General features: G+C 46.1%; 24 protein-coding genes. 15 read left to right on the top strand and 9 right to left on the bottom strand.

Annotated features, from left to right (window positions below):
• Nucleotides 1-60: 60 nt before the first annotated feature.
• The 7 genes from V202x_RS16980 (at nucleotide 61) to V202x_RS16950 (ending at nucleotide 8,393) form a co-directional block, all read left to right on the top strand.
• Complete coding sequence (locus V202x_RS16980) at nucleotides 61-1,893, top strand: glutamate mutase L (protein ID WP_145177492.1); 1,833 nt, start codon at nucleotides 61-63, stop codon at nucleotides 1,891-1,893.
• A 30-nt stretch (nucleotides 1,894-1,923) separates the two neighbouring features.
• Nucleotides 1,924-3,060, top strand: coding sequence for a hypothetical protein (locus V202x_RS16975; protein ID WP_145177489.1), 1,137 nt, complete (start codon nucleotides 1,924-1,926; stop codon nucleotides 3,058-3,060).
• Nucleotides 3,061-3,066: 6 nt separating this feature from the next.
• Nucleotides 3,067-4,332: a DUF6754 domain-containing protein gene (locus V202x_RS16970; protein WP_145177486.1), complete on the top strand. Its 1,266-nt coding sequence runs from the start codon at nucleotides 3,067-3,069 to the stop codon at nucleotides 4,330-4,332.
• Nucleotides 4,332-5,060, top strand: coding sequence for a hypothetical protein (locus V202x_RS16965; RefSeq protein WP_145177484.1), 729 nt, complete (start codon nucleotides 4,332-4,334; stop codon nucleotides 5,058-5,060). The genes V202x_RS16970 and V202x_RS16965 overlap by 1 nt, the downstream gene beginning before the upstream one ends.
• Nucleotides 5,061-5,063: 3 nt before the next feature.
• Nucleotides 5,064-5,924, top strand: a complete 861-nt coding sequence (locus V202x_RS16960) for a hypothetical protein (protein ID WP_144984897.1) — start codon at nucleotides 5,064-5,066, stop codon at nucleotides 5,922-5,924.
• Nucleotides 5,924-6,820, top strand: a complete 897-nt coding sequence (locus V202x_RS16955) for a hypothetical protein (protein WP_197992933.1) — start codon at nucleotides 5,924-5,926, stop codon at nucleotides 6,818-6,820. Before V202x_RS16960 ends, V202x_RS16955 begins: the two co-directional genes overlap by 1 nt.
• A gap of 205 nt (nucleotides 6,821-7,025) precedes the next feature.
• Nucleotides 7,026-8,393 (top strand): MFS transporter, encoded by a 1,368-nt coding sequence (locus tag V202x_RS16950; protein WP_145177481.1) that lies wholly within the window; start codon nucleotides 7,026-7,028, stop codon nucleotides 8,391-8,393.
• A gap of 7 nt (nucleotides 8,394-8,400) precedes the next feature.
• Here V202x_RS16950 and V202x_RS16945 read toward each other — a convergent pair whose 3' ends face one another.
• Nucleotides 8,401-9,216, bottom strand: a complete 816-nt coding sequence (locus V202x_RS16945; protein WP_145177478.1) for an IS5 family transposase — start codon at nucleotides 9,214-9,216, stop codon at nucleotides 8,401-8,403.
• 181 nt (nucleotides 9,217-9,397) lie between these two features.
• Between V202x_RS16945 and V202x_RS27850 the strand changes: the two genes are divergently transcribed.
• Nucleotides 9,398-9,517 carry an immunity 26/phosphotriesterase HocA family protein gene (locus V202x_RS27850; protein ID WP_232098535.1) on the top strand — a complete coding sequence of 40 codons (120 nt, stop codon included), beginning with the start codon at nucleotides 9,398-9,400 and terminating at the stop codon, nucleotides 9,515-9,517.
• Nucleotides 9,518-9,766: 249 nt separating this feature from the next.
• Nucleotides 9,767-10,201: a DUF5713 family protein gene (locus V202x_RS16940; protein ID WP_145177475.1), complete on the top strand. Its 435-nt coding sequence runs from the start codon at nucleotides 9,767-9,769 to the stop codon at nucleotides 10,199-10,201.
• Nucleotides 10,202-10,243: 42 nt separating this feature from the next.
• Here V202x_RS16940 and V202x_RS16935 read toward each other — a convergent pair whose 3' ends face one another.
• From V202x_RS16935 to V202x_RS16925, 3 genes are all read right to left on the bottom strand, one after another.
• A complete protein-coding gene (locus V202x_RS16935) occupies nucleotides 10,244-10,735 on the bottom strand; it encodes a GyrI-like domain-containing protein (protein ID WP_145177472.1) in 492 nt (163 codons plus the stop codon).
• Nucleotides 10,736-11,029: 294 nt separating this feature from the next.
• On the bottom strand, nucleotides 11,030-12,556 hold the full coding sequence (locus V202x_RS16930) for a hypothetical protein (protein WP_197992932.1): 1,527 nt from the start codon (nucleotides 12,554-12,556) through the stop codon (nucleotides 11,030-11,032).
• Nucleotides 12,557-12,728: 172 nt separating this feature from the next.
• Nucleotides 12,729-14,156, bottom strand: a complete 1,428-nt coding sequence (locus tag V202x_RS16925) for a right-handed parallel beta-helix repeat-containing protein (protein WP_145177469.1) — start codon at nucleotides 14,154-14,156, stop codon at nucleotides 12,729-12,731.
• A 262-nt stretch (nucleotides 14,157-14,418) separates the two neighbouring features.
• On the opposite strand from V202x_RS16925, the gene tadA reads away from it, so the two are divergent.
• The 4 genes from tadA (at nucleotide 14,419) to V202x_RS16905 (ending at nucleotide 17,371) form a co-directional block, all read left to right on the top strand.
• Complete coding sequence (gene tadA, locus V202x_RS16920) at nucleotides 14,419-14,934, top strand: tRNA adenosine(34) deaminase TadA (protein WP_145177466.1); 516 nt, start codon at nucleotides 14,419-14,421, stop codon at nucleotides 14,932-14,934.
• A 328-nt stretch (nucleotides 14,935-15,262) separates the two neighbouring features.
• A complete protein-coding gene (locus V202x_RS16915; protein WP_145177463.1) occupies nucleotides 15,263-15,463 on the top strand; it encodes a carbon storage regulator in 201 nt (66 codons plus the stop codon).
• Between the two features lie 246 nt (nucleotides 15,464-15,709).
• Nucleotides 15,710-16,462 (top strand): isoprenyl transferase, encoded by a 753-nt coding sequence (locus tag V202x_RS16910; RefSeq protein ID WP_145177460.1) that lies wholly within the window; start codon nucleotides 15,710-15,712, stop codon nucleotides 16,460-16,462.
• Between the two features lie 6 nt (nucleotides 16,463-16,468).
• Complete coding sequence (locus tag V202x_RS16905) at nucleotides 16,469-17,371, top strand: phosphatidate cytidylyltransferase (protein ID WP_145177457.1); 903 nt, start codon at nucleotides 16,469-16,471, stop codon at nucleotides 17,369-17,371.
• On the opposite strand, the gene V202x_RS16900 is transcribed toward V202x_RS16905, so the two are convergent.
• Nucleotides 17,308-17,952, bottom strand: a complete 645-nt coding sequence (locus V202x_RS16900) for a hypothetical protein (protein WP_145177454.1) — start codon at nucleotides 17,950-17,952, stop codon at nucleotides 17,308-17,310. The genes V202x_RS16905 and V202x_RS16900 overlap by 64 nt on opposite strands.
• 29 nt (nucleotides 17,953-17,981) lie before the next feature.
• Nucleotides 17,982-18,860 carry an ATP phosphoribosyltransferase gene (hisG, locus tag V202x_RS16895; protein WP_145177451.1) on the bottom strand — a complete coding sequence of 293 codons (879 nt, stop codon included), beginning with the start codon at nucleotides 18,858-18,860 and terminating at the stop codon, nucleotides 17,982-17,984.
• Nucleotides 18,861-19,219: 359 nt separating this feature from the next.
• On the opposite strand from hisG, the gene cysC reads away from it, so the two are divergent.
• Complete coding sequence (gene cysC, locus V202x_RS16890; RefSeq protein WP_144983523.1) at nucleotides 19,220-19,831, top strand: adenylyl-sulfate kinase; 612 nt, start codon at nucleotides 19,220-19,222, stop codon at nucleotides 19,829-19,831.
• Nucleotides 19,832-19,938: 107 nt separating this feature from the next.
• On the opposite strand, the gene V202x_RS16885 is transcribed toward cysC, so the two are convergent.
• Nucleotides 19,939-21,468: a sulfatase gene (locus V202x_RS16885; protein WP_145177448.1), complete on the bottom strand. Its 1,530-nt coding sequence runs from the start codon at nucleotides 21,466-21,468 to the stop codon at nucleotides 19,939-19,941.
• 197 nt (nucleotides 21,469-21,665) lie between these two features.
• Entirely contained in the window at nucleotides 21,666-21,905 is a 240-nt protein-coding gene (locus V202x_RS16880; protein ID WP_145177445.1) for a hypothetical protein, read from the bottom strand.
• A gap of 184 nt (nucleotides 21,906-22,089) precedes the next feature.
• Here V202x_RS16880 and V202x_RS16875 point away from each other — a divergent pair, with 184 nt between their 5' ends.
• Nucleotides 22,090-22,332, top strand: a complete 243-nt coding sequence (locus V202x_RS16875) for a hypothetical protein (protein WP_145177442.1) — start codon at nucleotides 22,090-22,092, stop codon at nucleotides 22,330-22,332.
• A gap of 935 nt (nucleotides 22,333-23,267) precedes the next feature.
• Here the strand turns inward: V202x_RS16875 and V202x_RS16870 are convergent.
• Nucleotides 23,268-23,984, bottom strand: coding sequence for a hypothetical protein (locus tag V202x_RS16870; RefSeq protein WP_145177439.1), 717 nt, complete (start codon nucleotides 23,982-23,984; stop codon nucleotides 23,268-23,270).
• Nucleotides 23,985-24,117 lie beyond the last annotated feature (133 nt).

The raw sequence follows: 24,117 nt of genomic DNA, 5'->3' as shown, positions 1-24,117 counted from the left end.
CTGAGTACTTCAGCAACCATATAAACTGCTTTCATATTCACACGGATGGCGAGTTATAATATGAACTCCACAACAGCAAAACAATTTGATCTCGATCAAATCAATGTAATCTTGGCTACGGACTGTGGTAGTACAACAACGAAAGCCATTTTAATCGAGAAAATCAATGGTGAATACCGTCAGACGTATCGTGGTGAAGCACCAACGACCGTAGAAGAACCTGCCGCTGACGTGACAGTTGGTGTTGTGAATGCTGTAACCGAAGTGGGTGAGTTAGCAGGCCGAAAACTTATTGACGAAAACGGTGAAATCATTCGACCTGTAGAAGGTGATACTGGTTGTGATATTTATATTTCAACATCCAGTGCAGGTGGCGGGCTACAAATGATGGTCGCCGGAGTAGTGCGAGAAATGTCTGCCGCCAGTGCCAAACGTGCGGCCCTGGGTGCTGGTGCGATTGTGATGGACACGATCTGTTCTAACGACAAACGCCTGCCTCACGAACAGATCCAGCGCATTCGCGAATTGCGTCCCGATATGATTTTATTGGCAGGTGGTACCGATGGAGGGACTCAAAAGCATGTAGTGCAATTGGCGGAATTGATTGCACCCGCCAAACCACAGCCCCGATTTGGTGGTACCTATAAGATGCCGATTATCTACGCTGGTAATCAGGAAGTCATCTCATTTGTCGAAGAGACTTTTGATGAAGATGTCAAGTTGACAACCGTTGCGAATGTGCGTCCCATACTGGAACAAGAAAATCTGGCTCCCGCACGAGATGCCATTCATGACCTGTTTCTCGAACATGTCATGGCTCACGCTCCCGGGTATAACAAACTGATCTCCTGGGCGGATGCGCCCATCATGCCCACACCTGGAGCCGTAGGCAATATTCTGCAGACAATCGCTGAGCAAGAGGGAATCAATGCATTGGGTGTCGACATTGGTGGCGCAACGACTGATGTCTTCAGTGTGTTTGATGGCACATTTAACCGAACCGTGAGTGCCAATCTGGGAATGAGTTATTCTGTCTCCAATGTTTGTGCCTCTGCCACTTTACCGATGATCTTACGCTGGGTACATCTCGATATGAATCCACGGGAACTGCAGAATCATATCAAAAACAAAATGATCCGCCCCACAACGATTCCCCAGACCAGGGAAGCGCTGGTCTTCGAACAAGCCGTGGCGCGCGAAGCCCTCCGATTGGCATACATCCAGCACAAAGAATTTGCAACCACACTCAAGGGAGTACAGCAACAACGAACGGTAGGAGATACTTTTAGTCAGAATACCAGTGGTCAGTCGATTGTGGACAATATGAAACTGGATTTGCTGGTGGGTTCAGGAGGTGTTCTCTCACACGCCCCCAATATGAATCAGACTGCCGCGATGATGGTTGATGCATTCGAACCCGAAGGAATGACTATACTCGCCAAAGACAGTATTTTCATGATGCCTCATCTGGGAGTTCTAGCACAAGTCCATCCCAAAGCCGCGTTGCAGGTCTTTGAACGAGACTGTTTGATCTATCTGGGAACCTGCATCGCACCTCGCGGTTTTTATCGCACGGGAAAAACCTGTTTTAAGTATCAGATTACTGGAAACACAATCAACCAATCTGGCGAAATGATGTGTGGTGAGATGAAACTCTTCCCTCTCGCTCAAGATGAACGAGCAACAATCACAGTCGAACCAAAGCGAGGTTATGATTTTGGTGCTGGTTCAGGAAAACGAATGGAATTCGAAGCACGTGGCGGAACAGTCGGATTGATACTTGACGCACGTGGCAGACCATTAATGGTTCCAGCCGAAGAAAAACAGCATCTGGCCCAGTTAACCAGTTGGGTACAGGAATTACAGCTATATCCTGATAATCATTCAAAGTAAGCAAGTCACGACTCTAAAGAATTGACAATTATGGCAAAGGCATATTCTCCAGGCTTACAAATTCGTCAGCGCGTGCTGCATTCCAGCCGCCGTATCCTCCCCATTCCGGGAGACGTCCTTGTCAAGGTAGGCGATCAAGTCAGTTCTCAACAAATCGTTGCTCAAACCTTTATGCCAGGCGATGTCACACCGATTAACGTTGCCAATCAGATCTCAGTCGCTCCATCTGAAGTGCCAAACTGCATGCTCTTTTTAGAAGGGGACGAAGTTCAAGAGGGAGACATTCTGGCGCGGAGTAAAGGAATTTTTGGCTTCTTTAAAGCAGAAATGACCACTAAGACTTCTGGCACCATTGAATCCATCTCACATGTCACTGGTCAAGTTATTCTACGTGGTGCACCATTGCCGATTCAGGTACGTGCTTATCAAGCGGGTACTGTAAAAGAAGTGATTCCGGAACAAGGAGTGGTCATCGAGTCAGAAGTCACTTTTCTGCAAGGTATTCTAGGAATTGGTGGAGAAGCTTATGGATTGATTAAGTTTGCTTGTCAAAACAAAGAGCAGGACTTAGAGGCACATCTACTCGATGAATCTATGCAAGGCAAGATCGTAATTGGTGGTGCCCGTATGACCGGAGAGGCCGTAAAGCGGGGTATTGAAATCGGCGTAGCAGCGATCATTTCTGGAGGAATGGATGATGAAGATCTAAAAGAAATCCTTGGCTATGACTTGGGAGTCGCGGTCACCGGATCGGAAAATATTGGCACTACGCTGATCATCACGGAAGGCTTTGGTGATATTGCCATGGCAGAACGAACGTTTAGCCTGTTTAAAGAACGAGAGGGCGCAGAAGCCGCCGTGAACGGCACAACTCAAATTCGAGCTGGTGTTCTCAGACCTGAAATTGTCATTCCACTTTCCGAACACACAAAGTCTGATACCACTTCCGAAACGAAAAGCGAGACTGAAATGGGTATTTTAGAAATCGGTGTTCCCGTTCGAATTATTCGCGATCCTTATTTTGGTCTACTCGGCTCTGTAAGTCAGTTGCCTACAGAACTGCAAACACTGGAATCAGGTTCTGAATCGCGTGTACTCGAAGTCATACTTGAGTCCGGAAAAACAGTGGTTGTTCCACGTGCCAATGTGGAACTCATCGAAGGATAGTTATTCATGCATTTATGGAAAAATGTGGTAATCAAACAATTGATGATTCTGGTTTTGTTTTTCACATCAGGCATGACTCTGGCTGCAGAAGCACCGGCACCTCCGACTCAGTTCAGGGCGGTAGATGTTCCCGGCGACGCGGGAACTGCTATCGACCTGTTCTGGACCTTATCTCCAGATGATGAGGAGAACACAAAACCGCGAAAGGTATTACGTTATGTGATCTATCGTAAAGAAGTTGATGCAAAAGAAGCTAAGTATGAAGTGATCGGCGAGCCTACCTACCGCGTCAACACATTCCGAGATTCAAACTGTGAAGTGGATGTTCCCTACATGTACCGAATAGAAGCCGTCGGACAGGAAGGTTTAAAATCGGTACCCGTTGATCTTAAGGAGCCAGTGATTGCGACCTTGCAATGGTTTAATCTACAGCGAAGCTGGTTTGCGATCTTTGTCTTTCTAATCTGTGGTTCGGTGATTCTATTCATCGAAATGGCCCGCAAAGGAAAAAAATTGAAAGTCCGAAAGATCGCCGGGCTGGAAGCCATCACAGATGCCGTCGGACGAGCCACCGAAATGGGAAGATCTTGCTTATTCGTTCCTGGAATTCAAGATATTAATGATATCCAGACTGTTGCTGGAATTACAGTGTTAGCACAAGTTGCCGAAACAACGGCCGACTACCGAGCAACATTGGAAGTTCCTACCTCGCGTTCGCTGGTAATGACGACAGCACGTGATACAGTCGAAGCCGCCTATCTTGCTGCTGGTCGACCGGATGAATATAACGAAGATGACATCTACTATATCACAGACGAACAATTCGGTTATGTGGCGAGTGTGACTGGGAAAATGGTCCGAGACAAACCCGCAGCTTGTTTTTATATGGGTGCGTTTTATGCTGAATCCTTGATTCTGGCTGAAACGGGAAACTCTGTTGGTGCCATCCAAGTCGCTGGAACAGCAATGCCCACTCAACTTCCCTTCTTTGTAGCTGCCTGTGATTTTACTTTGATCGGCGAAGAATTTTTTGCAGCCTCAGCATATCTGTCAGGAGAACCTCAGCAGTTGGGTAGTCTGAAAGGACAGGACTTTGGAAAAGTCATTGGCGGCATATTGCTGCTGGCCGGGTGCATCATTATGACCTTATCTTCTTTTGAATCAGCTTTTGATCCGAAAGAAAAGACTCAGGCTGAAAGTAGACCCACATTTCTACAAACAGCCCAGACATACCTCAAAGACAATATCCTCGGTAAAGGAGGTTTTAAATAATGAAACGCACCATCCCCTTGTTTATCTCGGCAGTGACGGGATTTGTGTTGATCGGCACCGCGTTCATTCCCAAGTTTGTGGACTGGGGAAACGACGCCATGGCCTGGTTTAATCTTCTGGCTGCCTTTGCATTCATTCTAGGAGGTGGAAATCTTCTCAAGATGCAATTACAGAAGATTTCAGCTCAACAACCAGGCTGGGGATATGCCGCTGTAACCTTAATCGCCTTTTTCATTACACTCTTTGTCGGCCTTGCAAAAGTGGGAGTCAATCCTAGTGTTAAATTCCCTGAATTTGCCTGGTCTGGAGAATTTCAGGAGGAAGGAAGTGCTTTTTGGTGGCTCTTCGAATATATTTTTTATCCCCTCTCAGCAACCATGTTTGCTTTATTAGCCTTTTATATTTCTTCCGCTGCGTTTCGTGCATTTCGTGCGAAAAATACAGAAGCCACCATTCTTCTTTCGATTGCAGTGATTGTTTTACTCGGACGCACTTACGCAGGCGTTTGGTTAACCGGCTGGCTACCAAATGAACCCATCATCGGTTCCAGCGGCATTACTTACAGTGATTTTCATTTACCACATTTATCACAAATCATCATGGACGACTTTACAACTCCTGGAATGCGAGCGATTACGATTGGCATCGCGTTAGGAGTGGCTTCGACATCTCTGAAAGTCTTACTTGGGGTCGATCGTTCTTACCTTGGATCAGATCAGGAGGCATGATCGATGCTCGAAACACTACAAACTTTGGACCGTAGATGGATTTTTTTAGCGATGTTCCTGGCCGTCGCAGTCCCACTCATCATGGGTACGACATTCCCTGAAGAACCATCAGATCAAGTCATGGCCGTCTTCGATGCGGTAGAAAACCTGCCCGATGGTTCCAATGTGGTCATGGCTTTGGATTATGATCCGGCCAGTGAAGGGGAACTGCAACCGATGGCATCAGCATTTACTCGACACTGTGCTTTGAAAAAACACAATATCTATTTCATGACACTTTGGCCACAAGGCGGCCCCATGATTCAACGCTCCACTGAACTACTGGAGAACGACTATCCCGAAACATACAAAGGAAAATATGGAACCAAATATGTGAACCTGGGATTTCGCGCCGGGAATGAAGGAGTGATTAAACTGGTCGTAGAAGATCTGAAAAAATCGTATGACACCGATGTACAAGGCACCAATCTCAATGACATTCCACTCACCAAAAACCTGAAAAATATTCAACAGGTCGATTTGTTATGTAACGTCAGTGCCGGCTATCCCGGCTCAAAGGAGTGGGTACTTTACGGGTCAGCCCCATTTGATATTCCCACTGTCATCGGTTGTACCGGAGTCCAGGCACCGATCATGTTGCCTTATATTCCCCAACAACTGACGGGAATGCTGGCCGCGATCAAAGGAGCAGCGGAATATGAGCAGGCCATTATCAATGCTTATCCCGAGTTGAATGATAATCTGGCAGCTAAAGAAGGTCTTAAACGAATGGGCCCTCAGTTGGTTGCACATGTGCTGCTCATTTGCCTGATTGCATTAGGTAATGTGATCTATTTTTGGGAGAGAAAGCAGGGAACATCTTAATGAAACAGTCGACTCTAATTTGGACTATGCTGATGGTATTTGGTGGTTTGAGCCTGATTTTCATTCAGTTTAATAGAGGCAAAGGCGAGGTTTACGTTCGCGAAGTTCCTGTTGAAGCCAAAGCTTCATCCAAAACCTCTCCCGAGCAAACTTACCGTTGGTCTACTTATCAGCAAGTCCCTGAAAAAGAAAAAGGGAAGCCTGGTGTGAGTTTTAGCCTTTCACGCACTCTCGGTTTGTGGGTGGCAGCTTTTTGCACCCTGGCTATTTTCTCTTTCTTGTATGGTGATAACCCACTCTATAAATTTACAGAAGCGGTATTTGTGGGCGTCTCAGCCGCCTATGCTATGGTCGTTGCATTCTGGACTGAAATTGTGACCAACCTGTTTGCAAAACTCTTCCCTGGTTTTGCTCGTATGAGTTTTTTACCTGATATCTCTGAAGATGTTCAAAGCGATCTACTCTATCTGATTCCCCTTGTATTAAGTGTTCTGCTTCTCTGGCGCCTTGCCCCTAAAGGAAGCTGGATTGCAAGATGGCCTTTAGCCTTTTTCATTGGTGCCACAGCTGGTATCCGTCTTATCAGCTATCTGGAAGCGGACTTTATTGGACAAATTCAAAATACCATTATGCCCTTTATCGTTTTCGATTCCAAAGGTTCTTTTCTTTGGATCGAGTCCTTACGTAATACAATTGTGATTTTAGGTGTCACATCTTGTATGGTCTACTTCTTTTTCTCAATTGAACATGAAGGTGTCGTCAAATACATTTCGCGACTGGGTGTCTGGTTCTTAATGGTCACATTCGGGGCCAGTTTTGCATACACAGTCATGGGGCGAATCGCCTTATTGAGTGGTCGACTTGACTTTCTGTTCAACAATTGGCTGGGAATCTAATCGTCTCATATTCATACCAAAACCCTTGATTTGATTGAATATATCGTTCAGGTTCAATAATTGATCTATGAAGATCACAGTATTTACCTAATGCTTGCTCTCTGAACGCTACGCCTGTCTTTCCAGTTCTGCTATAGTCGATTCCACCCCACCGGTCACGCTCCCACGATGATTACTCAACGATACCTTTGAAGAACACCAAAAAATGAACTCGCAGTCTTCGCTAGCCAATGCGAAACTTAATCCACATCCTGAAGGGAACTCTTTACCCGGTCATAAATATTTTCCCGGTTGGACTATGATTGGCATTGCCGCGATGGCACAATTTCTGTCGGCTCCGGGACAATCATTTTCCATTGCAGTCTTTAAAGATCCGATGCGGACCGCACTGGGTTTAACGGAAACGCAATATTCATTAGCCTATGGAGTTGCCACGATTGTCAGCGCCTGTCTGCTCCCAATTGTGGGTCGTATGCTCGATCGCTGGGGCGCGCGAATCATACTACCTTCCGTTGCGGCTGGCTTGGCGATCGCCTGCTTTTGTATGTCTCAGATACACACTCTGACCGGGCTTTATATTGGCTTTAGTTTGGTACGCAGCCTGGGTCAAGGAGCGCTCACTCTCATTTCAGTCTGGATGGTGGGAGAGTGGTTTGAACGTAAGCGTGGGCGCGCAACAGCGCTAGCTGGATTTGGAAGTGCGTTCTCGGTAATGACAATCCCTTTTGTTAACAGTTGGCTCATTACTGAATATGGCTGGAAGACAGGTTGGATGTTTCATTCTGCTGCGGTCGCAATTTGCTTAATTTTACCCGGTATCTTCATTGTCAGGAACCGCCCGGAAGACATGGGACTGCACCCTGATGGAATTGACCCCCATCTCGAACCAGAGCCTGAAGTGGATGAAGAAGGTAATGTGAAGAAGACAAAGGGACCTTTGATTACTTCAACTGATGAATCATGGACGGTCCGTCAAGTTCTACGTGATCCCACATTCTGGAAGTTATTGTCTGTCATCACCACACACGCTCTTGTAGGCACTGGTTTAATCTTCCATCAGATAGCGTTGTTAGGAAGTCATGGCGTTCCCGCAAAATGGGCTCTGGGAATGATGTCGGTTCAGGCAATCTGTGCGACGATATTAATGTTTCCCGCGGGTTGGGTTACTGATCGCATTCCCAGCCGTTATATTCTGTCTTTTGGGATGATTTGCCTCTCGTTTGCAAATCTCATTGCATTAACAATGCCTGCACTCTGGATGGTGGTCATTTACGCTTTGCTATTAGGAACAACTGGCAGTATCTTCCGTAGTACGGCTACCGTCGTCTGGATTAACTACTATGGTCGCATGAATCAAGGTGCTGTTCGCGGTGTTGCCTGGTCGATGATGATTTTAGCTTCAGCACTCGGCCCATTACCAGTTGCCATGTCAATCGATTATTTTGGATCATATAATCCGGTCCTCTGTCTCTTCACTGCTATGCCTCTCATCGCTGCTTTAGCCGTCTGGTCAGCACATCCTCCAAAACTGTATAAAGATCAGAAAGAGATTTCAGCCGGCTCCGGCGGCTAGGTAGTGTTTATTTAATAGCTTTGATGGTGATTCTCAGGAATGCGATCTTAATCATCGACAGGTAACTTTCTACTGTTTTGTCATAGCGAGTGGCGATTCTGCGGAAATGTTTCAAACGCCCAATCAGGCGTTCCACAACATTCCTTTGACGATACCGTTCTCTGCAAAAGTTGGGATTCTTGTTTTCATTCTTCCGATTCGGAATCACATTTCCAATCGATTTCGATTCTAACCATTCGAATATGTAACGGGCAACATACGCTTTATCACCTGCCAAATACTCAGAACGATTGGCTTTGCGCTGTAATTTCAGAGGAATCGAATCCATCAGATCAATGAACTCTGTAGGCTCATTGATCTGACCTGCTGTGACTCTGATTCCCAGCGGGATTCCCTGACCGTCACGGGCAATGTGTAACTTGGAAGAATAACCACCGCGTGATCTTCCGAGCCCGTTTTTCACTGCACATCGCGAAGTTTGACTCGATCCTCCTACCGCAGAGTGATGAGCACGTACGATACTGCCGTCGACGCACCAGATCGAAGGATCAATCATTTTATTACGTCGAAGTGTCTGGAGCAATTTACTCCAAAGGTGATGCCAGAAACCTGACTGGGACCGGAAACGTTTGTAAATCGTCTGCCATTTGCCATAACATTCAGGAATATCTCTCCAGGGAGCACCCACATTCAATAACCACATGATTCCATTGATCGTTTTTCGATGATCTGCCCAGGGACGCCCCGGTTTTCCAGATCGTTCTTTTGGAAGGCTGTTTCGTATTGCATTCCACTCGGTATTTGTGAGATCATGTCGTGACATCAGCTGCCTCCTTGTAGCCTTGTTGCTGTTATTGACAACAAGGATGTAGCTGATGTTTTTTAGTTTGCAAAGATCAATCAGAATTAAGAAACACTACCTAGCACCCTGTCGCTCAGTAGGTTTAAAACTTTCTGAGATTTTTTCCTCCACATAAAACGTTCAAAATGAGGAGAGCAAACCAGTGGGACGTAAGAAGAAAGTCATCCTTCCCAGCGCCGGAGATGCATTTGCGGTTCCGCTTGAAGATGGTCGTTATTCTGTCTGCCTCGTGCTGGCTGATCGAATCACTCGACCAAGATAAAGTATCGATGCAGTCTTAGTCGCGTCCTCCGCCTGGATCGGGTCTGAAGTACCTTCCGTAGATAATCCGGAATTAAGACCGATTCTTAAACTGACACATCACTCATGGGATGAGGAAAAAATTGCCTGGATCTGTGACCCCGTCCCCGACACATTTATTCCAATCGGAACCATTACTCCAACGGACGAAGAAGCGTCCCTGAATTGTCCTTCACACAGTGACTGGTTCTCAAAGATACAACAGCCCTTGATGCAGTGGCAGTGGGATCATGATCATGAGGCTGTCATAGCAGAGGATGCTGCCAGGAAACAGGCGCAAGCCGATCAAGCAGCACAGGAGAAACGGGAACGCCAAGAACAATTGAAACAGGCAAATTTGAAAGACCTCGCAAAACACAAGTTTTTCGCAGACTGGACGTATCCTCCGAAAAAAGCGATCACAGCTTCACGCAAAATTATGGTCGACACAGTTCAGGCGTTGATCGAACTTGGTAAGTCAGCAAGCGAACCCGAGCGGCTCAATGTACTACAGAACTGCGTCGAAGCCTTCAATGCACTCGACGAAAAACTGGAATTCATTGAAACCGTCGAGCGTGAAGACATCTGCCACGAATTCGAAGCCATCGTGCATGCGTGCGGCTTAGGCTCACATGAAAATCTAGCCGACGAATGGCGTGACTGGTAACCAACTGGAACCAGAGACAAATATTTGGTGCACTTTTGGGGTCTACTGTTTCACACTCACACAGATTTCCACGATATGATGTTTCTCGGGATGCTCTTCCGGATTGTTGAGATAGATTTCATAGCAGGGACGCGACGCATCGCGTTCATAGTCACTTTGCTTGACCCAGTCCACAATCAGGTTCCACGCGGTTTCATATTCTGGGGGACCGGTTAATTCGGCGTGCATCACAGCATAAGAACCACCGGGCAACCGCTTCTCTTGTATCTCCGCATCATCAACGTCGGTTCCCTCGGGGATGCTGATGCAGACATCTAACTTGAGTTCATCGAGTGGCGTATCGGCTGGATCATTGACATAAGACGACAAGAAAACGGTTTCCGCCGAGAACAGGCCTTTGGCGCCCGCCCAGTTGCCAACTTTGTTAAAGAGACGTTTAAATAATTCCGTATCACCGATGTAGTTACTCTGGTGTGAGACGCAGGCCACCAAACGTTCTGGTAACTGCTGGACTTCCGGTGTTTTATTTTCCATGAGATTCTCTTTATTCTGCTTATCAAATTATAATTCTAAAAAATATCACTGCCTGGCTGATAGCATGTATTCGATACTTGGAACACCATATATGATTACATCGAACGAGAGCCATCTGTCAACTGAATGGTGAAGATTAAATGCGACAGATAAACGCATCTTGATTCTTAACAGAGCCACTGCAGTCACCTGTATTATGTTTCATGCCTTTCGAGTTTTTCGTGGTAGTCAAAATCTTTTTAAAATACCGAATGCTAGCGCCCCGTCGCTCAGGAAATTTCAAGGTCTTGATAACTATTCCAACTCCGGAGGCACGCTCCCGTAACCCCAGGGGTTGTTATTGAACGGGGGGGCAGCTGGACGCTGCGGCACTTTGTCGGGGGTTAGCTGTTTCGAAAGCTCAACCGCTGCATCTACCATTTGGGGTCCTGCGGTGATGATGAGATTGCTGTAGCCTGTCAGGCGGGTTTCATAACCACCACCGTTTTTATCAAACGCTTCCTTGGTGGGAACATACCCGACACACCCATTGGCCAGTGAAACAGGAAATGTGATCGGAAACGGGCTGCCCGCTTTGATGTCGAGACCGAGTTGACAGAAAAATTCCGCCGGGTCTGTCAGTAATACAACGGGCCCCAACTGAACTGCTTGAATTTCGACTTCTGCCACCGGTTCTTTTTGCAGTCGGGCATCGAGCAGTACAGTCTCTTTCGCAAACACCCAATCGACGGCTCCCGATTTTGCCGATCCGGCTTTCACCGTTTCGATGGCTTTCTTCACACGTTCCGGATTTGGTTTGCGACGAGGGATCTTAAGCATTTTGGTTTTGCTAGCCACCGTTTCAAAATTGCCGCGCGGCATTGAGAGCAGGACTTTGACCGCTTCGGCTCCCACACGACCGCCGACAAAACGCGCTGATTCTTCACTCGGACGTCGTTGGAATTTTGAAAGATTATCAACCTGTGTCACATCGCCCGATGCCCCTGCTAAAAAGACGACAATGACATCTTTACCGAAAACTCCTCGAATGACTTGCTCGACATAATAAATATAGTTCGCCGAAATACCGCCCGGATTGGTGGTCGCATGACAGACGAAATTCACAATGCAACCTTTCAGCTCACCCTGCTCATCCCATACGCCAATGACGCCTACTTCAGGATCAACAGGGCCGGCAGGTTTTACAATATCCGGGTTACCGGGACGCGGATGTGTAAAGGACAAACCGTTACGCATAAAGAAACGGCGGTTGAAGGCAACTTGTTCTTCAATGCCCACACCAGCGCCGCACTTTGATGCATTTCGCTTTTTAAACGCGTCACAGATGGCTTCGACAGACTGATCGACTACTGTTTCCAGATAAGCAGAGTCTGCCGTTGATGATTTCTCATATGCCAACTCTTGCACGAAGTCAGAGGCATGGTCGTACTCACCGGGCAGAATCATGCCCATGGGCCCCGAAGAGTGCGAGTGCGTGGCGTGGAGCAGAATCGAATCCGCGGGAATCTTACATTTGGCTTGAACGCGTTTTCTAATTTCATTGACTGTGACGCGACGAATAAATAAAGCATCCAGACTCACCACAGCCACAACATGTTTTCCTTTGTCAAACACGGCTGCCCGTACTTTGCACGGGTCATGGAATGAGCGATGAAATGATTTCCCATAACCGCCGGGCTGCTCCATCCCAATTTCAGGAGTAATATCGCGTTCTGCAAAGCCGACTTTGATTTGCGGTGCCTCAGCAGCGAGACTAAGCGACGGAATCAGCAATAAATAAGACAGCAAAATTGTTTTCAAGCCAAGGGAGAGCATGTTCATGAGTAAGACTCGGCATATTTTGGGTAGGAAATGTGAGGAACTGACATCGTTTTATTTAAGCAAAATTAAAAATCGGCGACTACTGAAGGATATTAAGAAATCTTTGTTCGTCAGAAATTTGTCTGAGATGAGAATTTCTTATCACTGGTGCCGGAATGATGATCTCTATTTACTAGAGTTGTTTCAGATTGCCAAACAGATTATCAACGATCTGATTCTCTTTGCCGTCAATGACTTGAATCGAGTAGGTTTTCTCGTTGCCCGGCAAATCATTTTGAATCAGACAATCCGAGATACGACTCTGAGAAACATTCTTCAGCAACAAGCCCACTTTGGCATAATCGAGAATCGTACATCCCGTTACATTCATCCGCCGCGAATCACGAATCTCCAAAGCCGCGGTTTCATCGCCGGTTCCATTGATGTGATTTCCACTGATGGTACAGCCATCGCAATTGGTCAAGAGCATCCCTACTTTGGCAGTCGCCCCATCACGATAGTGATAGCGCGGGTTGCGATCCAGCACGTTATTCGAAACCACAATGTTATGGCAGTCATGAATTCGGATGTTGTGGGTATAGCCTTTCCACATTGTATTGCCGGTCACCGTCACGCCACGGGCACTGGTGATCTCAATGTTGGTTTGCACATCGGAGAGCACATTGTCGGCGATCGTGATATTGCCATCACGGTATTCACTGGAGTGTGGTCTGATGCGTGCATGTTCGTTAATGCGAATGTTGGCGGAACCCGGGGCATAATGGTCGTGTTGAATCGTGCATCCAACGATGGCAATCTCACCCACCATAGCCCCTTCCGAGTCGATCAATACATTGGCGGTTGGCTCAGAGTTTTCATCGCCCATGTTGCCTTCAATGTCACACGTGCCGATATGGATGTTGCGAATGTCACCTTTACGCACAACCACACCCCCGCCGGCATTGTAGGAAATATGACAGCCGACAATATTCGATTGATGAATGTTGACATGGTCATAAAAGACTCCCGCGCCCCGGTTTTCATAAATGTGACAGTTGGAAATAATCAGATTTCGATTCCGTTTCACAAAGTGGATGCCATGCAGTGCGCGGCGAATGGTAAGCCGCGTGAAGGTCACTTGCATGGTTCCCGTGGCTTCGATGCCGCAGGCTTCGGGGTGATCGCCCACAATTTCCAACCCGTCCACCAGCGGAGAACGTTGATTCTGCCAGACATTCTCCTTAACGGTTTTCGGGCTGGCAGTACCGGTATGTGTACCAATAAAGCGGAATGCGGGCCCTGCTCCCGCCATAATGATCGTCGCAGTACCATCTGAACTGAGAGAAGTCGGTCCCAGTTTGTCCAAATCGACAGTGATCGTTTTCGTAATCCGATAGACGCCTTTGGGAAACTGAATCTGCCCCATTTTGGTATCGACGGCTTTTTGAATGGCAGCAAAGTCGTCGGTTTTTCCATCGCCAGTGGCTCCAAACGACTTCACAGTCGGAATCGCAAGTGCCTGGCTCACCGTCGAGTCATTTTGTGAGATACTCCTTTGTGATGAAATCAGAAGAAAACCAATGACTATGAGAGTAGACAAACAAATGACGAGTCCGCGCATGAGATTAACCTTGAATTGAATTTGTTGAAATTCCGAGTCAGTCCTATCAGTTAATATTGTAATCAGAATAACTCGCCGAATGCTATCATCGGAATCGATTCCTATGAAATTACTTGATGTGCTTTATGTACTGGTATGCCTGACTTTTGGAGAAGTAAAACGTTTATAAGGAATAAGACAGGAACACGCTTTCTTTCCGAGTGAATCTGGATTATGTTGTGCTGAAATCGTTCTGTTTCTTTCTTAATGAATCGTAAATGAGATGATTGATCGACAAGAAGAACCTGAATTCATTCCCGGCGATCGGGAATTATTGCAGTTACATACGCGCTGGATGCGCTTTGCTTATGATGAAGCACGTGCGGCTTTTGAAGAGGATGAAGTTCCGGTAGGTGCCGTCATCGTTTATCAGGATCGCATCATTGCAGCTGCTCATAATCAACGAGAAACGTTGAACGATCCGACCGCACATGCCGAAATGATTGCCATCACGCAGGCAGCCGAATCGCTCGGTTCCTGGCGCTTGACTGATTGCCTGTTGTACGTCACGCTGGAGCCATGTCCTATGTGTGCGGGTGCGATAATTCAATCGAGGATCCCCTTCGTCATCTATGGCACGCGTGATGAAAAAGCGGGCGCCTGTGATTCGTTATTTCAAATCACCAATGATTCCCGGTTAAATCATCAAAGCACTGTTATTAGTGGTGTGATGCAGGAGGAATGTCGTACAATCCTGCGGGAATTTTTTCGTCAAAAACGCGCGGAAGGGAAAAAGTAATTCTGAATCTCTTTTTGATTTGATGTTTGTAGTTGTAAAACGAAGTGTTAGTTTTTTTATTTTTAAATTATATTAATTGTGTGAGCACGATTGTAAAAAAACAAATTTATTTCCAGTTTGAGAAACTAATCTACATATCAAGGAATTATCACGGAAACGATGAATCAGAATTTGTCAAGTGATTTTCGGCGAAAAGAAACATCATTAAAATCGTTTGAAATTTTATTTAATTTCCGCTTGTCCTTCTGAGTGCAGTTCGTCAAAATGTCCTCACAATAACTATTCACAATTCACAGATTCAATTCTGAAATAACTTTGAGGCGAGCGAATGCATATTATCTCTCGTAGTATGAATGAGAGTATCCTCATCGGGGAACATACAGTTGTTAAAGTGCTTGAAGTATTTGAGGACCACGTAAGAATCTCAGTGGAGACCCCTGGAGCAGAACCTGCTTACTGGGAAAAAGATGTCTATCTGGATCAATCTATTGAATTGGATGAATTACAGCCCGTCGAAGTTACTGGCTGATTCTTTTTTCAGAACAAACCTTCAGAGTAAAGATCAGTGTAGGTAAAATTGCCTCCTGAAGGTTTTCATTTCCATGCTTTCTCTAAAGAAGCTGTGCTTTCTAGCCGTGCAGCCTTGGCGTTTTTGAGATAATTTCTCACAATAGAGCTACCAGGGGAGGCTTATCCGTCATCGTCTGTTATGGGTTCTGCAGTAATCGCGCAGAGACGTCGTTTAAAACTATCATCAGTCATTGTGAGGCAAGTTGTGCCCGCCATATCAGAACAGGATGGAGAATCACTCGGCTTGGAGTCCCGGCAGTTGCCACGTCATATTGCCATTATCATGGATGGAAATGGACGCTGGGCATCCCGACGTGGATTTCCGCGCATTGAAGGACACCGCCAGGGAGTCAATAGTGTGCGCACAGTTGTGGAAGAATCGACACGCCTGGGAATTGAACAACTGACGCTCTATTGTCTCAGCAGTGAAAACTGGAAACGGCCCGCATTAGAGTTGAATCTTTTGATGCAACTTCTGAAAAAGTTTGTCATCGGCGAACGTGAAGAGATTATGCGTCAGAATATCCGGTTCACAACAATCGGCCGTCGGACAGATCTCCCGCAGGATGTACTCATCGAAGTGGACAAGACCATTAATGAGAGCCAGGAAAATTCCGGGATGCAACTTTGTCTGGCATTAAATTATGGCAGTCGTTCAGAAATCGTCGACGCGGTACAATCCATCGTCTCCGAAGTCGAACAGGGAAATTTAAAAAAAGAAGAGATTACAGAAGAAGTGATTTCTGCGCATCTTTATACGGCTGGAATGGTTGACCCGGATCTTGTGATTCGCACAGCAGGAGAAATGCGGGTCAGTAACTTCCTGTTATGGCAGATCAGCTATGCCGAACTTTGGGTCACTGAAACCTATTGGCCGGACTTTGCTGTTTCCGATTTCTGGCAGGCGTTACGTGACTTTGCCGCCCGTGACCGTCGCTTTGGTGGTTTGAAAGGATAACCCGACATGCTCGGTTGGCGGTTACTCGTATCGGCAATTCTAATTCCTCTTTTGTTCGGTCTTTTTTATCTGGATCAACGTGCGGGAGTTGGTGCACCTTATCTACTGGGTTTGTGCTGCCTTTTGGTGTTAAGAGGCAGCTGGGAATTAACACATCTTTTAAAAGTCCGTAAGCTTGCTCCCAGTTATCCGATGGTGTGTATTCTGTCATTACTCATCTGCATCATGGCCTGGATACCGTTTCTTACTTCGCTTGACGGGCAGACACCCCCACAAACCCTCTCATTGGCATTGATGGCGGTGGCGTTTGCCGTTTCCATCTTATTGATCTTCCTCAAAGGTGCGATTCAATTTCAGGAACCGGGGCAAAGTATGGAAACCATCGGTGCTGAGATCCTGTCTGTTTCCTATCTTGGGTTCTTATTGGCCATGCTGGCAGAATTACGCTGGGTCATTGGTCCTGAAACTGGATACATCGCCTTGGGCTCTTTGATTATCAGTGCAAAGATGGGAGATATCGGTGGTTATACCTTTGGTCGGTTGTGGGGCAAACAGAAACTGGTGCCGCGACTGAGCCCTGGTAAGACCTGGGTCGGAGGATACGGTGCTCTCTTTGGTGCGGCTTTAGGCAGCTTCCTCTGGTTTCAGATCACCCCCGCGCTATTTCACTCGAACTGGTCTGCTCCCGCGTGGTACTGGTCCATTTTATTTGGCGCAGTCATTGGACTAGTGGGGCTGGTGGGTGATTTATGCGAGTCGCTCATTAAACGGGACGTTGGAAAAAAAGACTCCGCCGAATTATTGCCCGGGTTTGGAGGCCTGCTCGATTTATTAGACAGTCCACTTTACGCGGGCCCTGTCGCATTTCTGATGTGGAAATTGTTACCACTGATTACTGTGTCGAGTTGAAGTGGAACAGAATCCGACCGCAAGTTACACCAACGTAGTTGCGGCAGGGACTCTGCTATCGTTGGCAAGTAAGAATCGACGAGTCCCGCTAAAGCGAGCTTGGAAAGCGATCGATCTTTGGGAAGCTCAATAGACTTCAATAAAATAAGCTCGTCAGCAGGCCAGGTGAGAGAGACCCAGGCAGCAATCGAATCACTGGTCACATCCCATGATTCTGGTAATTTTGCTATGTGTGACGTTGCAGTCTGTTGTAAATAGGTGTCCGAATTCAAAACGGGAACACCGCGTTCCTGCCAGACAACTTTGGCTTCGGAAGGGGAAGTAATAATACGCGCGTCAAGCAGCAGTTGACAGAGTAACCGGTTGTTCAACATCAACGATTGAATGGCAAGCCAATGCGCGGCACGATCACCCAGTTGATGCGTTTGATCCCAGCTTCGAACAAGGTCAACGGTTTTGCCACCTCCACAGACAATGAGCGGCTTTGTGTTTTCTAAGACGTCTAATAACTTCGCGATCCGACCCGCGAGATCGGGCAGATCAAAGAGGCTCCCACCAATTTTGATAACCGCAGTCTTCATGTCTGGTGCGCCGAAGATTCAAACGGAGTTTAGTCAATGATTTTCGAAATCTGGTATTCCACAAGTCCACAGGCACCTGCTGCTTTCAATTTCGGGACGATGGTTCGCACTACAGATTCTTCCATGATGGTGCTGATGGCAACCCAGTCTGGATCTGATAGAGAAGAAACTGTGGGCTTTTGCAAAGCAGGTAAAAGATTGAGTACATTTTCGAGATCTGTTCGAACGACATTCATCATCAAACAGACTTTGCCTTCTGCCGCCAGACAGGACTCCAACATCATCGCGATGTTTTCCAGTTTCTCCCGTTTCCAGGGATCTTCGAACGAATCTTTATTGGCGATGAATCGAGTGGTGCTCTGCATCAACTCTTCCACAATTCGCAGATTATTGGCCCGCAGAGACGATCCGGTTTCGGTCACTTCGACAATCGCATCAGCCAGCTTGGGAGGCTTGACTTCGGTGGCGCCCCAGGAAAATTCCACTGTTGCTTTTACACCATGCTTTTCGAGATAACGCTCTGTCATTCCCACGACTTCTGTAGCAATGCGTTTGCCTTCCAGGTCCTTTACGGTCTGGACCGGAGAATCTTCAGGAACACACAATACCCAACGCACAGGGCGGCGGCTGACTTTTGAAAACAGCAGCTCGCAAATTTCATGTACATCGGCATTTGTTTCCAGAATCCAGTCATACCCCGTAATCCCGGCATCCAGAATGCCTTGATCGACATAGCGGGCCATTTCCTGAGCACGAATCAGTAAACATTCGATCTCATCGTCGTCAATCGTAGGGTAATAGGAGCGGGAGGAAAATTTAATCACATAACCGGCACGCTTGAATAATTCCGCCGTGGATTCCTGCAAACTTCCCGCGGGAATACCGAGTTTTAAGACCTTCTCAGACATGATACTTGTTTTTCTGAATTCGATGGTTTAATACGTAATCTGTGTAATATTAACAGTTTAGATTTCTTGTTTCATTTGGAAACCGAAACCACTGGAGTAATTGCCAGCGAATGGTCCCTTCTCTTAAGAAAACCCGTGCGCGTACTCTAACAGCTAAAAAACCGTAGTTCCAGTAGTTCGGAACGAGAATGTTACTAGAAAATCCCAATCTGTGGGCTTCCATCAAGCGTGGAGTTTCTCTAGGATCTTGAAAGCACCTGCTCAGGATAAACGATTCCGGGTGATTTTTCACTGCAGGCATCAATCAGATAGAAATTGTTTCTACAAAAATTTATTAGAAAGTAAGGAGAAATTCCTCGATGGCCGAGCAAAAAGCCACTAATGTCACCTGGCATGACCACCGTGTTTCCAAAGAAGAACGCTGTCAACAAAACGGACACAAAGGAGCCGTTCTTTGGTTCACAGGCTTAAGTGGGTCCGGAAAAAGCACCATTGCAAATACCGTTGACCACAAGCTGTTCGAACAAGGCAAACACACGTTTGTTTTAGATGGCGATAACATTCGAATGGGCCTGAACAAAAACCTGGGCTTCTCTCCCGAAGATCGTACTGAAAACATTCGTCGGATTGGTGAAGTTTCCAAGTTATATACTGATGCCGGAATTCTGGTGATGACGGCTTTCATTTCGCCTTATCGTGAAGACCGTGATCAGGTTCGAGAAATTCTGGGAGATGGCGAATTCATTGAAGTCTTCGTCAAAGCCTCTCTGGAAACCTGTGAAGAACGTGATCCCAAAGGGCTCTACAAAAAAGCCCGTGCTGGTGAAATCAAAGGTTTCACTGGAATTGATGCTCCTTACGAAGAACCAGAAAAGGCAGAACTGATTCTGGATTCCGACGGCAAAGGCATTGATGATTTGGCTGACGAAGTCGTGGCCTATCTCGAATCAAACGGTTATCTTTCGATCTAAGTCAACCGTGCCAGTTGAAGTACTGTTTCAAAAAACTAAACCTCAGGCAGCACACTGTTGCCTGAGGTTTTTTGTTGTCATGTCAATATTGAGTGTAAGAACGAAACTTATTTTTTCTCCTGGATCTTATAAGGTCCTAATGCCGAATCGATTTCAAACCAATTGTCTGGTCGGCTTTCCAATCGCTTCGTATAAACACGAATTGATCGCTCGTCCCAGAATTTGGGAATCGCAGGATCTTCGGGAATGCGACCTTTGTCATCGATTTGTTCCATCCATTTATCAAGTGCCAACGCCAGTTTTTTCCTGGTCACTTGATGCTCTGCGGAGTTCGCCAGGTTCTTTGTTTCCCAGGGATCATTCTCTAGGTCATACAACTCTTCTTTAGGTCGGCTCTGTGCCATGAGCTTCAAAGGAGGACCTGTTAATTTTCCTTCTGAGTGCAAATGACGCAGCAAACCGATAATCGGATATGAGGCTTCCTTATAACGATTGATTTGCAGGAAGGGACGTTCCGGATATTTACTGCGGAGGTAACGATAACGTTTGTTGCGTACGGTGCGAATGTGAAAGACGGTTTCATCACCGCGATCGCGACCACTAAATAAATAAGTACGGGGAGGCTCTGATTGAGATCCCAAGAAGACCTGGCCCTGCATTTTTTCCGGTTTGGTCACTCCCGCTAATGCCAGCGTCGTCGCGCTCAAATCAATGGCAGAGATCAACTGCTCGCTTTGCTCCCCTCGTTTATAGTTCGCAGGGACAGGAAGTGCGGAATTATTTTCAGGCCAATAAACAATGAGCGGAATATGGAGACCACTATCGTACGGCCATTGCTTGCCCCGTGGCATCGCGCGACCATGATCGCCTAAAAAGATGACAATCGTATTTTTATCAAGCTGGTCCCGTTTCAACAGATCCAGTATGAAAGCGACTTTCTTATCGACGGCCATCACAGCGTTCAGATATTGGGCCCACACCGCCCGCGTGACGGGATGCTCTGGATAGTAGTCAGGTATCTTTACCTTGGCTGGATCAGCCTGATGATCGATATGTTGATGCGATGTATTCCAGGCACCACCGCGATGAGTTTCAGAAAAATTAATCTGAGCATAAAAAGGCTGTTTGTTTTTCAGTTCATCAAAGTCACTGACATCGAAGGGCTTTTTCCCCTTGGGATACGTAAAGTTCCAGTCTGTTTTCCCCGTCCCTTTATAGAACTTGGACAGCTTGCGATCTTTCGTCAATTTTCTAATATTAGCCGTCGTATAACCGGCGGGACGCAGCCAGTCGGTAATCACTCTCACCCCATCCGGTAGCGGGTTGGTTCCTTCACGATGCGAACGATGATTATGCGCGTCAATCGACATCGCATACATGCCGGTCATGAAAGAGGAACGACTGGTAGAACAAACGGGGGTCACGGTAAAGGCATTTTTGAAAAGCATCCCTTTTTCAGCCAATCGATCCAGAGTGGGGGTTTTGACTTCGGGAGTCCCATAACAACTTAATTCGGGTCCCATGTCTTCTGCGATAATCCACAAAATATTGGGCCGTTCGGCTGCTATTAAAGTCGCAAGTCCCTGGCTAAATAAGATGAATGCAACAACGGATAACACAGTGATACATCGATTCATGGGAAGAACTTCTACTCCAAAAGTGGGATCAAATAAGTGAATTAGAATAAAATACTCAGTTCATTTATCATCAGTGATCGATGAATCATTGTCAATCGATGACAAAGAAATGCTGTCTGCTGTATTGACTGCAGAGTTCAGGTGGGAATGCATCAGACATATCGTCTTACCCTATTTTTTGCAAAGACAAAGATGGTTTAATGATCTTCAGCAATAGCTTCGCTATCCGCGTCAATTCCAAGTGGACGCCCAATGGCTCTTAACGAGCTTAGTTGTGCCTGATTGTAATCTATGATTGCATTCAGATAGGCGTTACGTGCATCAGCGACAGTATTAAGTGACTGAAATCCTTCGAGAGGTAAACCAGCCAGTCCTCGAATGCGTGCCATATTTTGGTTATAAGATTTGGTGGCACGTTTGAAATTCTCTATTGACACAATTTTGTTGATCATTCTCGTTAGTCAATTTTTTGATTCAGAATGGCAAATGGAATCTGTTAGTAAATTCCAACAATGTGTTGGTTGTCATGCCTATTACATTGTGAGTATGCAATCTTGTTACAAATTATCATATTGTATTTATTCTCGTTAGACTCACCACGCTTTTCTAAAAGAGATTCTTATGAAAAGGTTGTTCTTTGCCACAGCGACACCACTTGCTTCTATCTTTGGTAGTGGTTTCCTGATCAGGATTCCAATTCTGAATGGTGCTGTGGGGCGTTATTCAATTTTGGCGATGGCTTTGATGTGTGGTGTGGCCTATAGCGTGGGAAGTGTGATTCGTTTCAACATCATGGCTTCATTTTTGTTAGGGGTCTTGGTCAGCAATACGATGCCCCACTCAATGAACATCTGGTCTCGGTAGTGGTCATTGGTCTGATTGGAGCCATTGGCTATTTTAAGGGACTATTCATACTTGCAAAATTGGAAACGCTTGCGATTGGGACAACCCTACTCATTATCATCGCAATTTTTATCGGTTTCGCTTCCTATGACATCAAAGAACTAAATACGGGGATTCAATGACCGAAGACACCATCTCATTCCTGGTGGGAGATTCTTACAATCCTGGGCGGTACATTGATCGTCGTGCAGGGATTTGAAACATCATGCTAGCTGGGGAATACTTTCAATTCACCAATGAGAATTCGAAGCAGCCGTCTATCGCAAATCATTTCGACAATCGTCTATCTGATTTTGTCGCATTGGCGACACCTCTGTTGCACTTCCTGGGAGACACGTCAAAGATAACGACTTGATCATGCTGGCTGGCAAGGCATCGATTCTACTTACGTTCCCGTTAGTCATCGCGGCAATGCTGAGCCAGTTCAGCGTGGCGGTCGCCGATACCCTCGGCGGTTTCGGAAACATGATGGAAGTTACAAAAAGTCATATCGATTTAAAACACGCCATAGTTCTAATCTGTGGTGGTGCAATGTTTTATGCTTCGCTCCCACTCTCACCATCATCGCATTAGTATCAAGGGCATTCGCCTTTTACTACATGCTGCAATGCCTGGTAGCAAGTACGTTAGCTGAATCAAAATTGCAACTCTGAAGCTTCCGCTTATTGGCGGCGATACTGGCTTTTATCACATTATTCGCCATACCTGCTGGTTAGTTGATGCCTTTTGTGATGAGATCATTCAAATAAATCCTCAGACTGCATACGAAGATCATAGGTAGATGGGGGATGATCAAATAAGTTCGGTTCCGTGCACAATTATTACTTGAGTGGATGCGGCTAATTCTGACATCGAGGAATTCAGTGTGATCATTTCTTACCAAATCAACACTTATATTATTCTCTCCGCATGTGTTCGCGTAATAACTCGATACTCTCGCGATAACACTCGAAACGTTTGGCTTCACCATCTTCCGGTATAAAGATTGCGTCACCCACTATTGATAAGAGTTTCCAATCCTGTTTGCACTTTTTCCATTCCGCTTCAGTTCGAGGCGCATCATCAATTAATTCGATTAGTTTTTCCATGAAAAATTCATCATATATTTTTTCTAAATAAAATTCACCGGATATTAAACTGAGAAGAATATCAATATTGGAAGGGACAACATGATTAATCAATGTACATACCACTTCTTCTTTATCATAGAACGCCATATCACCGAAGGTCCAACTTTGCTTATAGGTCAAAAGACGATAGCCTAAATTGTCCTGAATTTCAGTCTTGTACGTCCTGGCGTCCCTTTCGCATTCAATAATAATTCGTTTATATTCGTTATATTCTGCTTCAATCAGATTGTAGAGCGGGCGAATTTGGTTGAGTGCATTGATACGGTCTTTCAGACTTTTATGCTGCACTATTTCATTAGGTAGCTTGTCGCTGCAACAGAGTTCGAAATACTTATCTTTTTGCAGCTCACCTCCACAAGGGCAGATTTGAAGGAAGTCGTCAGCACAGGACTGACAAAAATGTCCCGCACATTCGGGACATCCACTGTACTCTGTCGGCCAACGATCAAGGCATTTGTGGCAAGAATAATCGATCGATACCATTTTCATTCCTGATAAACTGGAAAAACATGAACTGTGGAAAAGAGACACTGAGAACCGAGTCGATTCTAAAGAACAGTTTGGTAACTTCAACTTTGAGTCAGTGAGACAAAGCCAAAATACCAATTGAATGTCT

It is taken from the genome of Gimesia aquarii (genome assembly GCF_007748175.1).
GTDB classification, from domain to species: Bacteria; Planctomycetota; Planctomycetia; order Planctomycetales; family Planctomycetaceae; genus Gimesia; species Gimesia aquarii_A.
This window is presented reverse-complemented; position numbering and strand designations above follow the sequence as displayed.

What these genes read in the sequence shown, in the direction of transcription:
- V202x_RS16925 (WP_145177469.1), bottom strand. Translation starts at nt 14,156, where the DNA reads ATGCGCGGACTCGTCATTTGTTTGTCTACTCTCATAGTCATTGGTTTT.
- V202x_RS16915 (WP_145177463.1), top strand. Translation starts at nt 15,263, where the DNA reads ATGCATATTATCTCTCGTAGTATGAATGAGAGTATCCTCATCGGGGAA.
- V202x_RS16960 (WP_144984897.1), top strand. Translation starts at nt 5,064, where the DNA reads ATGCTCGAAACACTACAAACTTTGGACCGTAGATGGATTTTTTTAGCG.
- V202x_RS16935 (WP_145177472.1), bottom strand. Translation starts at nt 10,735, where the DNA reads ATGGAAAATAAAACACCGGAAGTCCAGCAGTTACCAGAACGTTTGGTG.
- V202x_RS16930 (WP_197992932.1), bottom strand. Translation starts at nt 12,556, where the DNA reads ATGAACATGCTCTCCCTTGGCTTGAAAACAATTTTGCTGTCTTATTTA.
- V202x_RS16970 (WP_145177486.1), top strand. Translation starts at nt 3,067, where the DNA reads ATGCATTTATGGAAAAATGTGGTAATCAAACAATTGATGATTCTGGTT.
- cysC (WP_144983523.1), top strand. Translation starts at nt 19,220, where the DNA reads ATGGCCGAGCAAAAAGCCACTAATGTCACCTGGCATGACCACCGTGTT.
- tadA (WP_145177466.1), top strand. Translation starts at nt 14,419, where the DNA reads ATGATTGATCGACAAGAAGAACCTGAATTCATTCCCGGCGATCGGGAA.
- V202x_RS16980 (WP_145177492.1), top strand. Translation starts at nt 61, where the DNA reads ATGAACTCCACAACAGCAAAACAATTTGATCTCGATCAAATCAATGTA.
- V202x_RS16975 (WP_145177489.1), top strand. Translation starts at nt 1,924, where the DNA reads ATGGCAAAGGCATATTCTCCAGGCTTACAAATTCGTCAGCGCGTGCTG.
- V202x_RS16945 (WP_145177478.1), bottom strand. Translation starts at nt 9,216, where the DNA reads ATGTCACGACATGATCTCACAAATACCGAGTGGAATGCAATACGAAAC.
- V202x_RS16875 (WP_145177442.1), top strand. Translation starts at nt 22,090, where the DNA reads ATGAAAAGGTTGTTCTTTGCCACAGCGACACCACTTGCTTCTATCTTT.
- V202x_RS16965 (WP_145177484.1), top strand. Translation starts at nt 4,332, where the DNA reads ATGAAACGCACCATCCCCTTGTTTATCTCGGCAGTGACGGGATTTGTG.
- V202x_RS16955 (WP_197992933.1), top strand. Translation starts at nt 5,924, where the DNA reads ATGAAACAGTCGACTCTAATTTGGACTATGCTGATGGTATTTGGTGGT.
- V202x_RS16950 (WP_145177481.1), top strand. Translation starts at nt 7,026, where the DNA reads ATGAACTCGCAGTCTTCGCTAGCCAATGCGAAACTTAATCCACATCCT.
- hisG (WP_145177451.1), bottom strand. Translation starts at nt 18,860, where the DNA reads ATGTCTGAGAAGGTCTTAAAACTCGGTATTCCCGCGGGAAGTTTGCAG.
- V202x_RS16885 (WP_145177448.1), bottom strand. Translation starts at nt 21,468, where the DNA reads ATGAATCGATGTATCACTGTGTTATCCGTTGTTGCATTCATCTTATTT.
- V202x_RS16905 (WP_145177457.1), top strand. Translation starts at nt 16,469, where the DNA reads ATGCTCGGTTGGCGGTTACTCGTATCGGCAATTCTAATTCCTCTTTTG.
- V202x_RS16900 (WP_145177454.1), bottom strand. Translation starts at nt 17,952, where the DNA reads ATGAAGACTGCGGTTATCAAAATTGGTGGGAGCCTCTTTGATCTGCCC.
- V202x_RS16870 (WP_145177439.1), bottom strand. Translation starts at nt 23,984, where the DNA reads ATGGTATCGATCGATTATTCTTGCCACAAATGCCTTGATCGTTGGCCG.
- V202x_RS16940 (WP_145177475.1), top strand. Translation starts at nt 9,767, where the DNA reads ATGCAGTGGCAGTGGGATCATGATCATGAGGCTGTCATAGCAGAGGAT.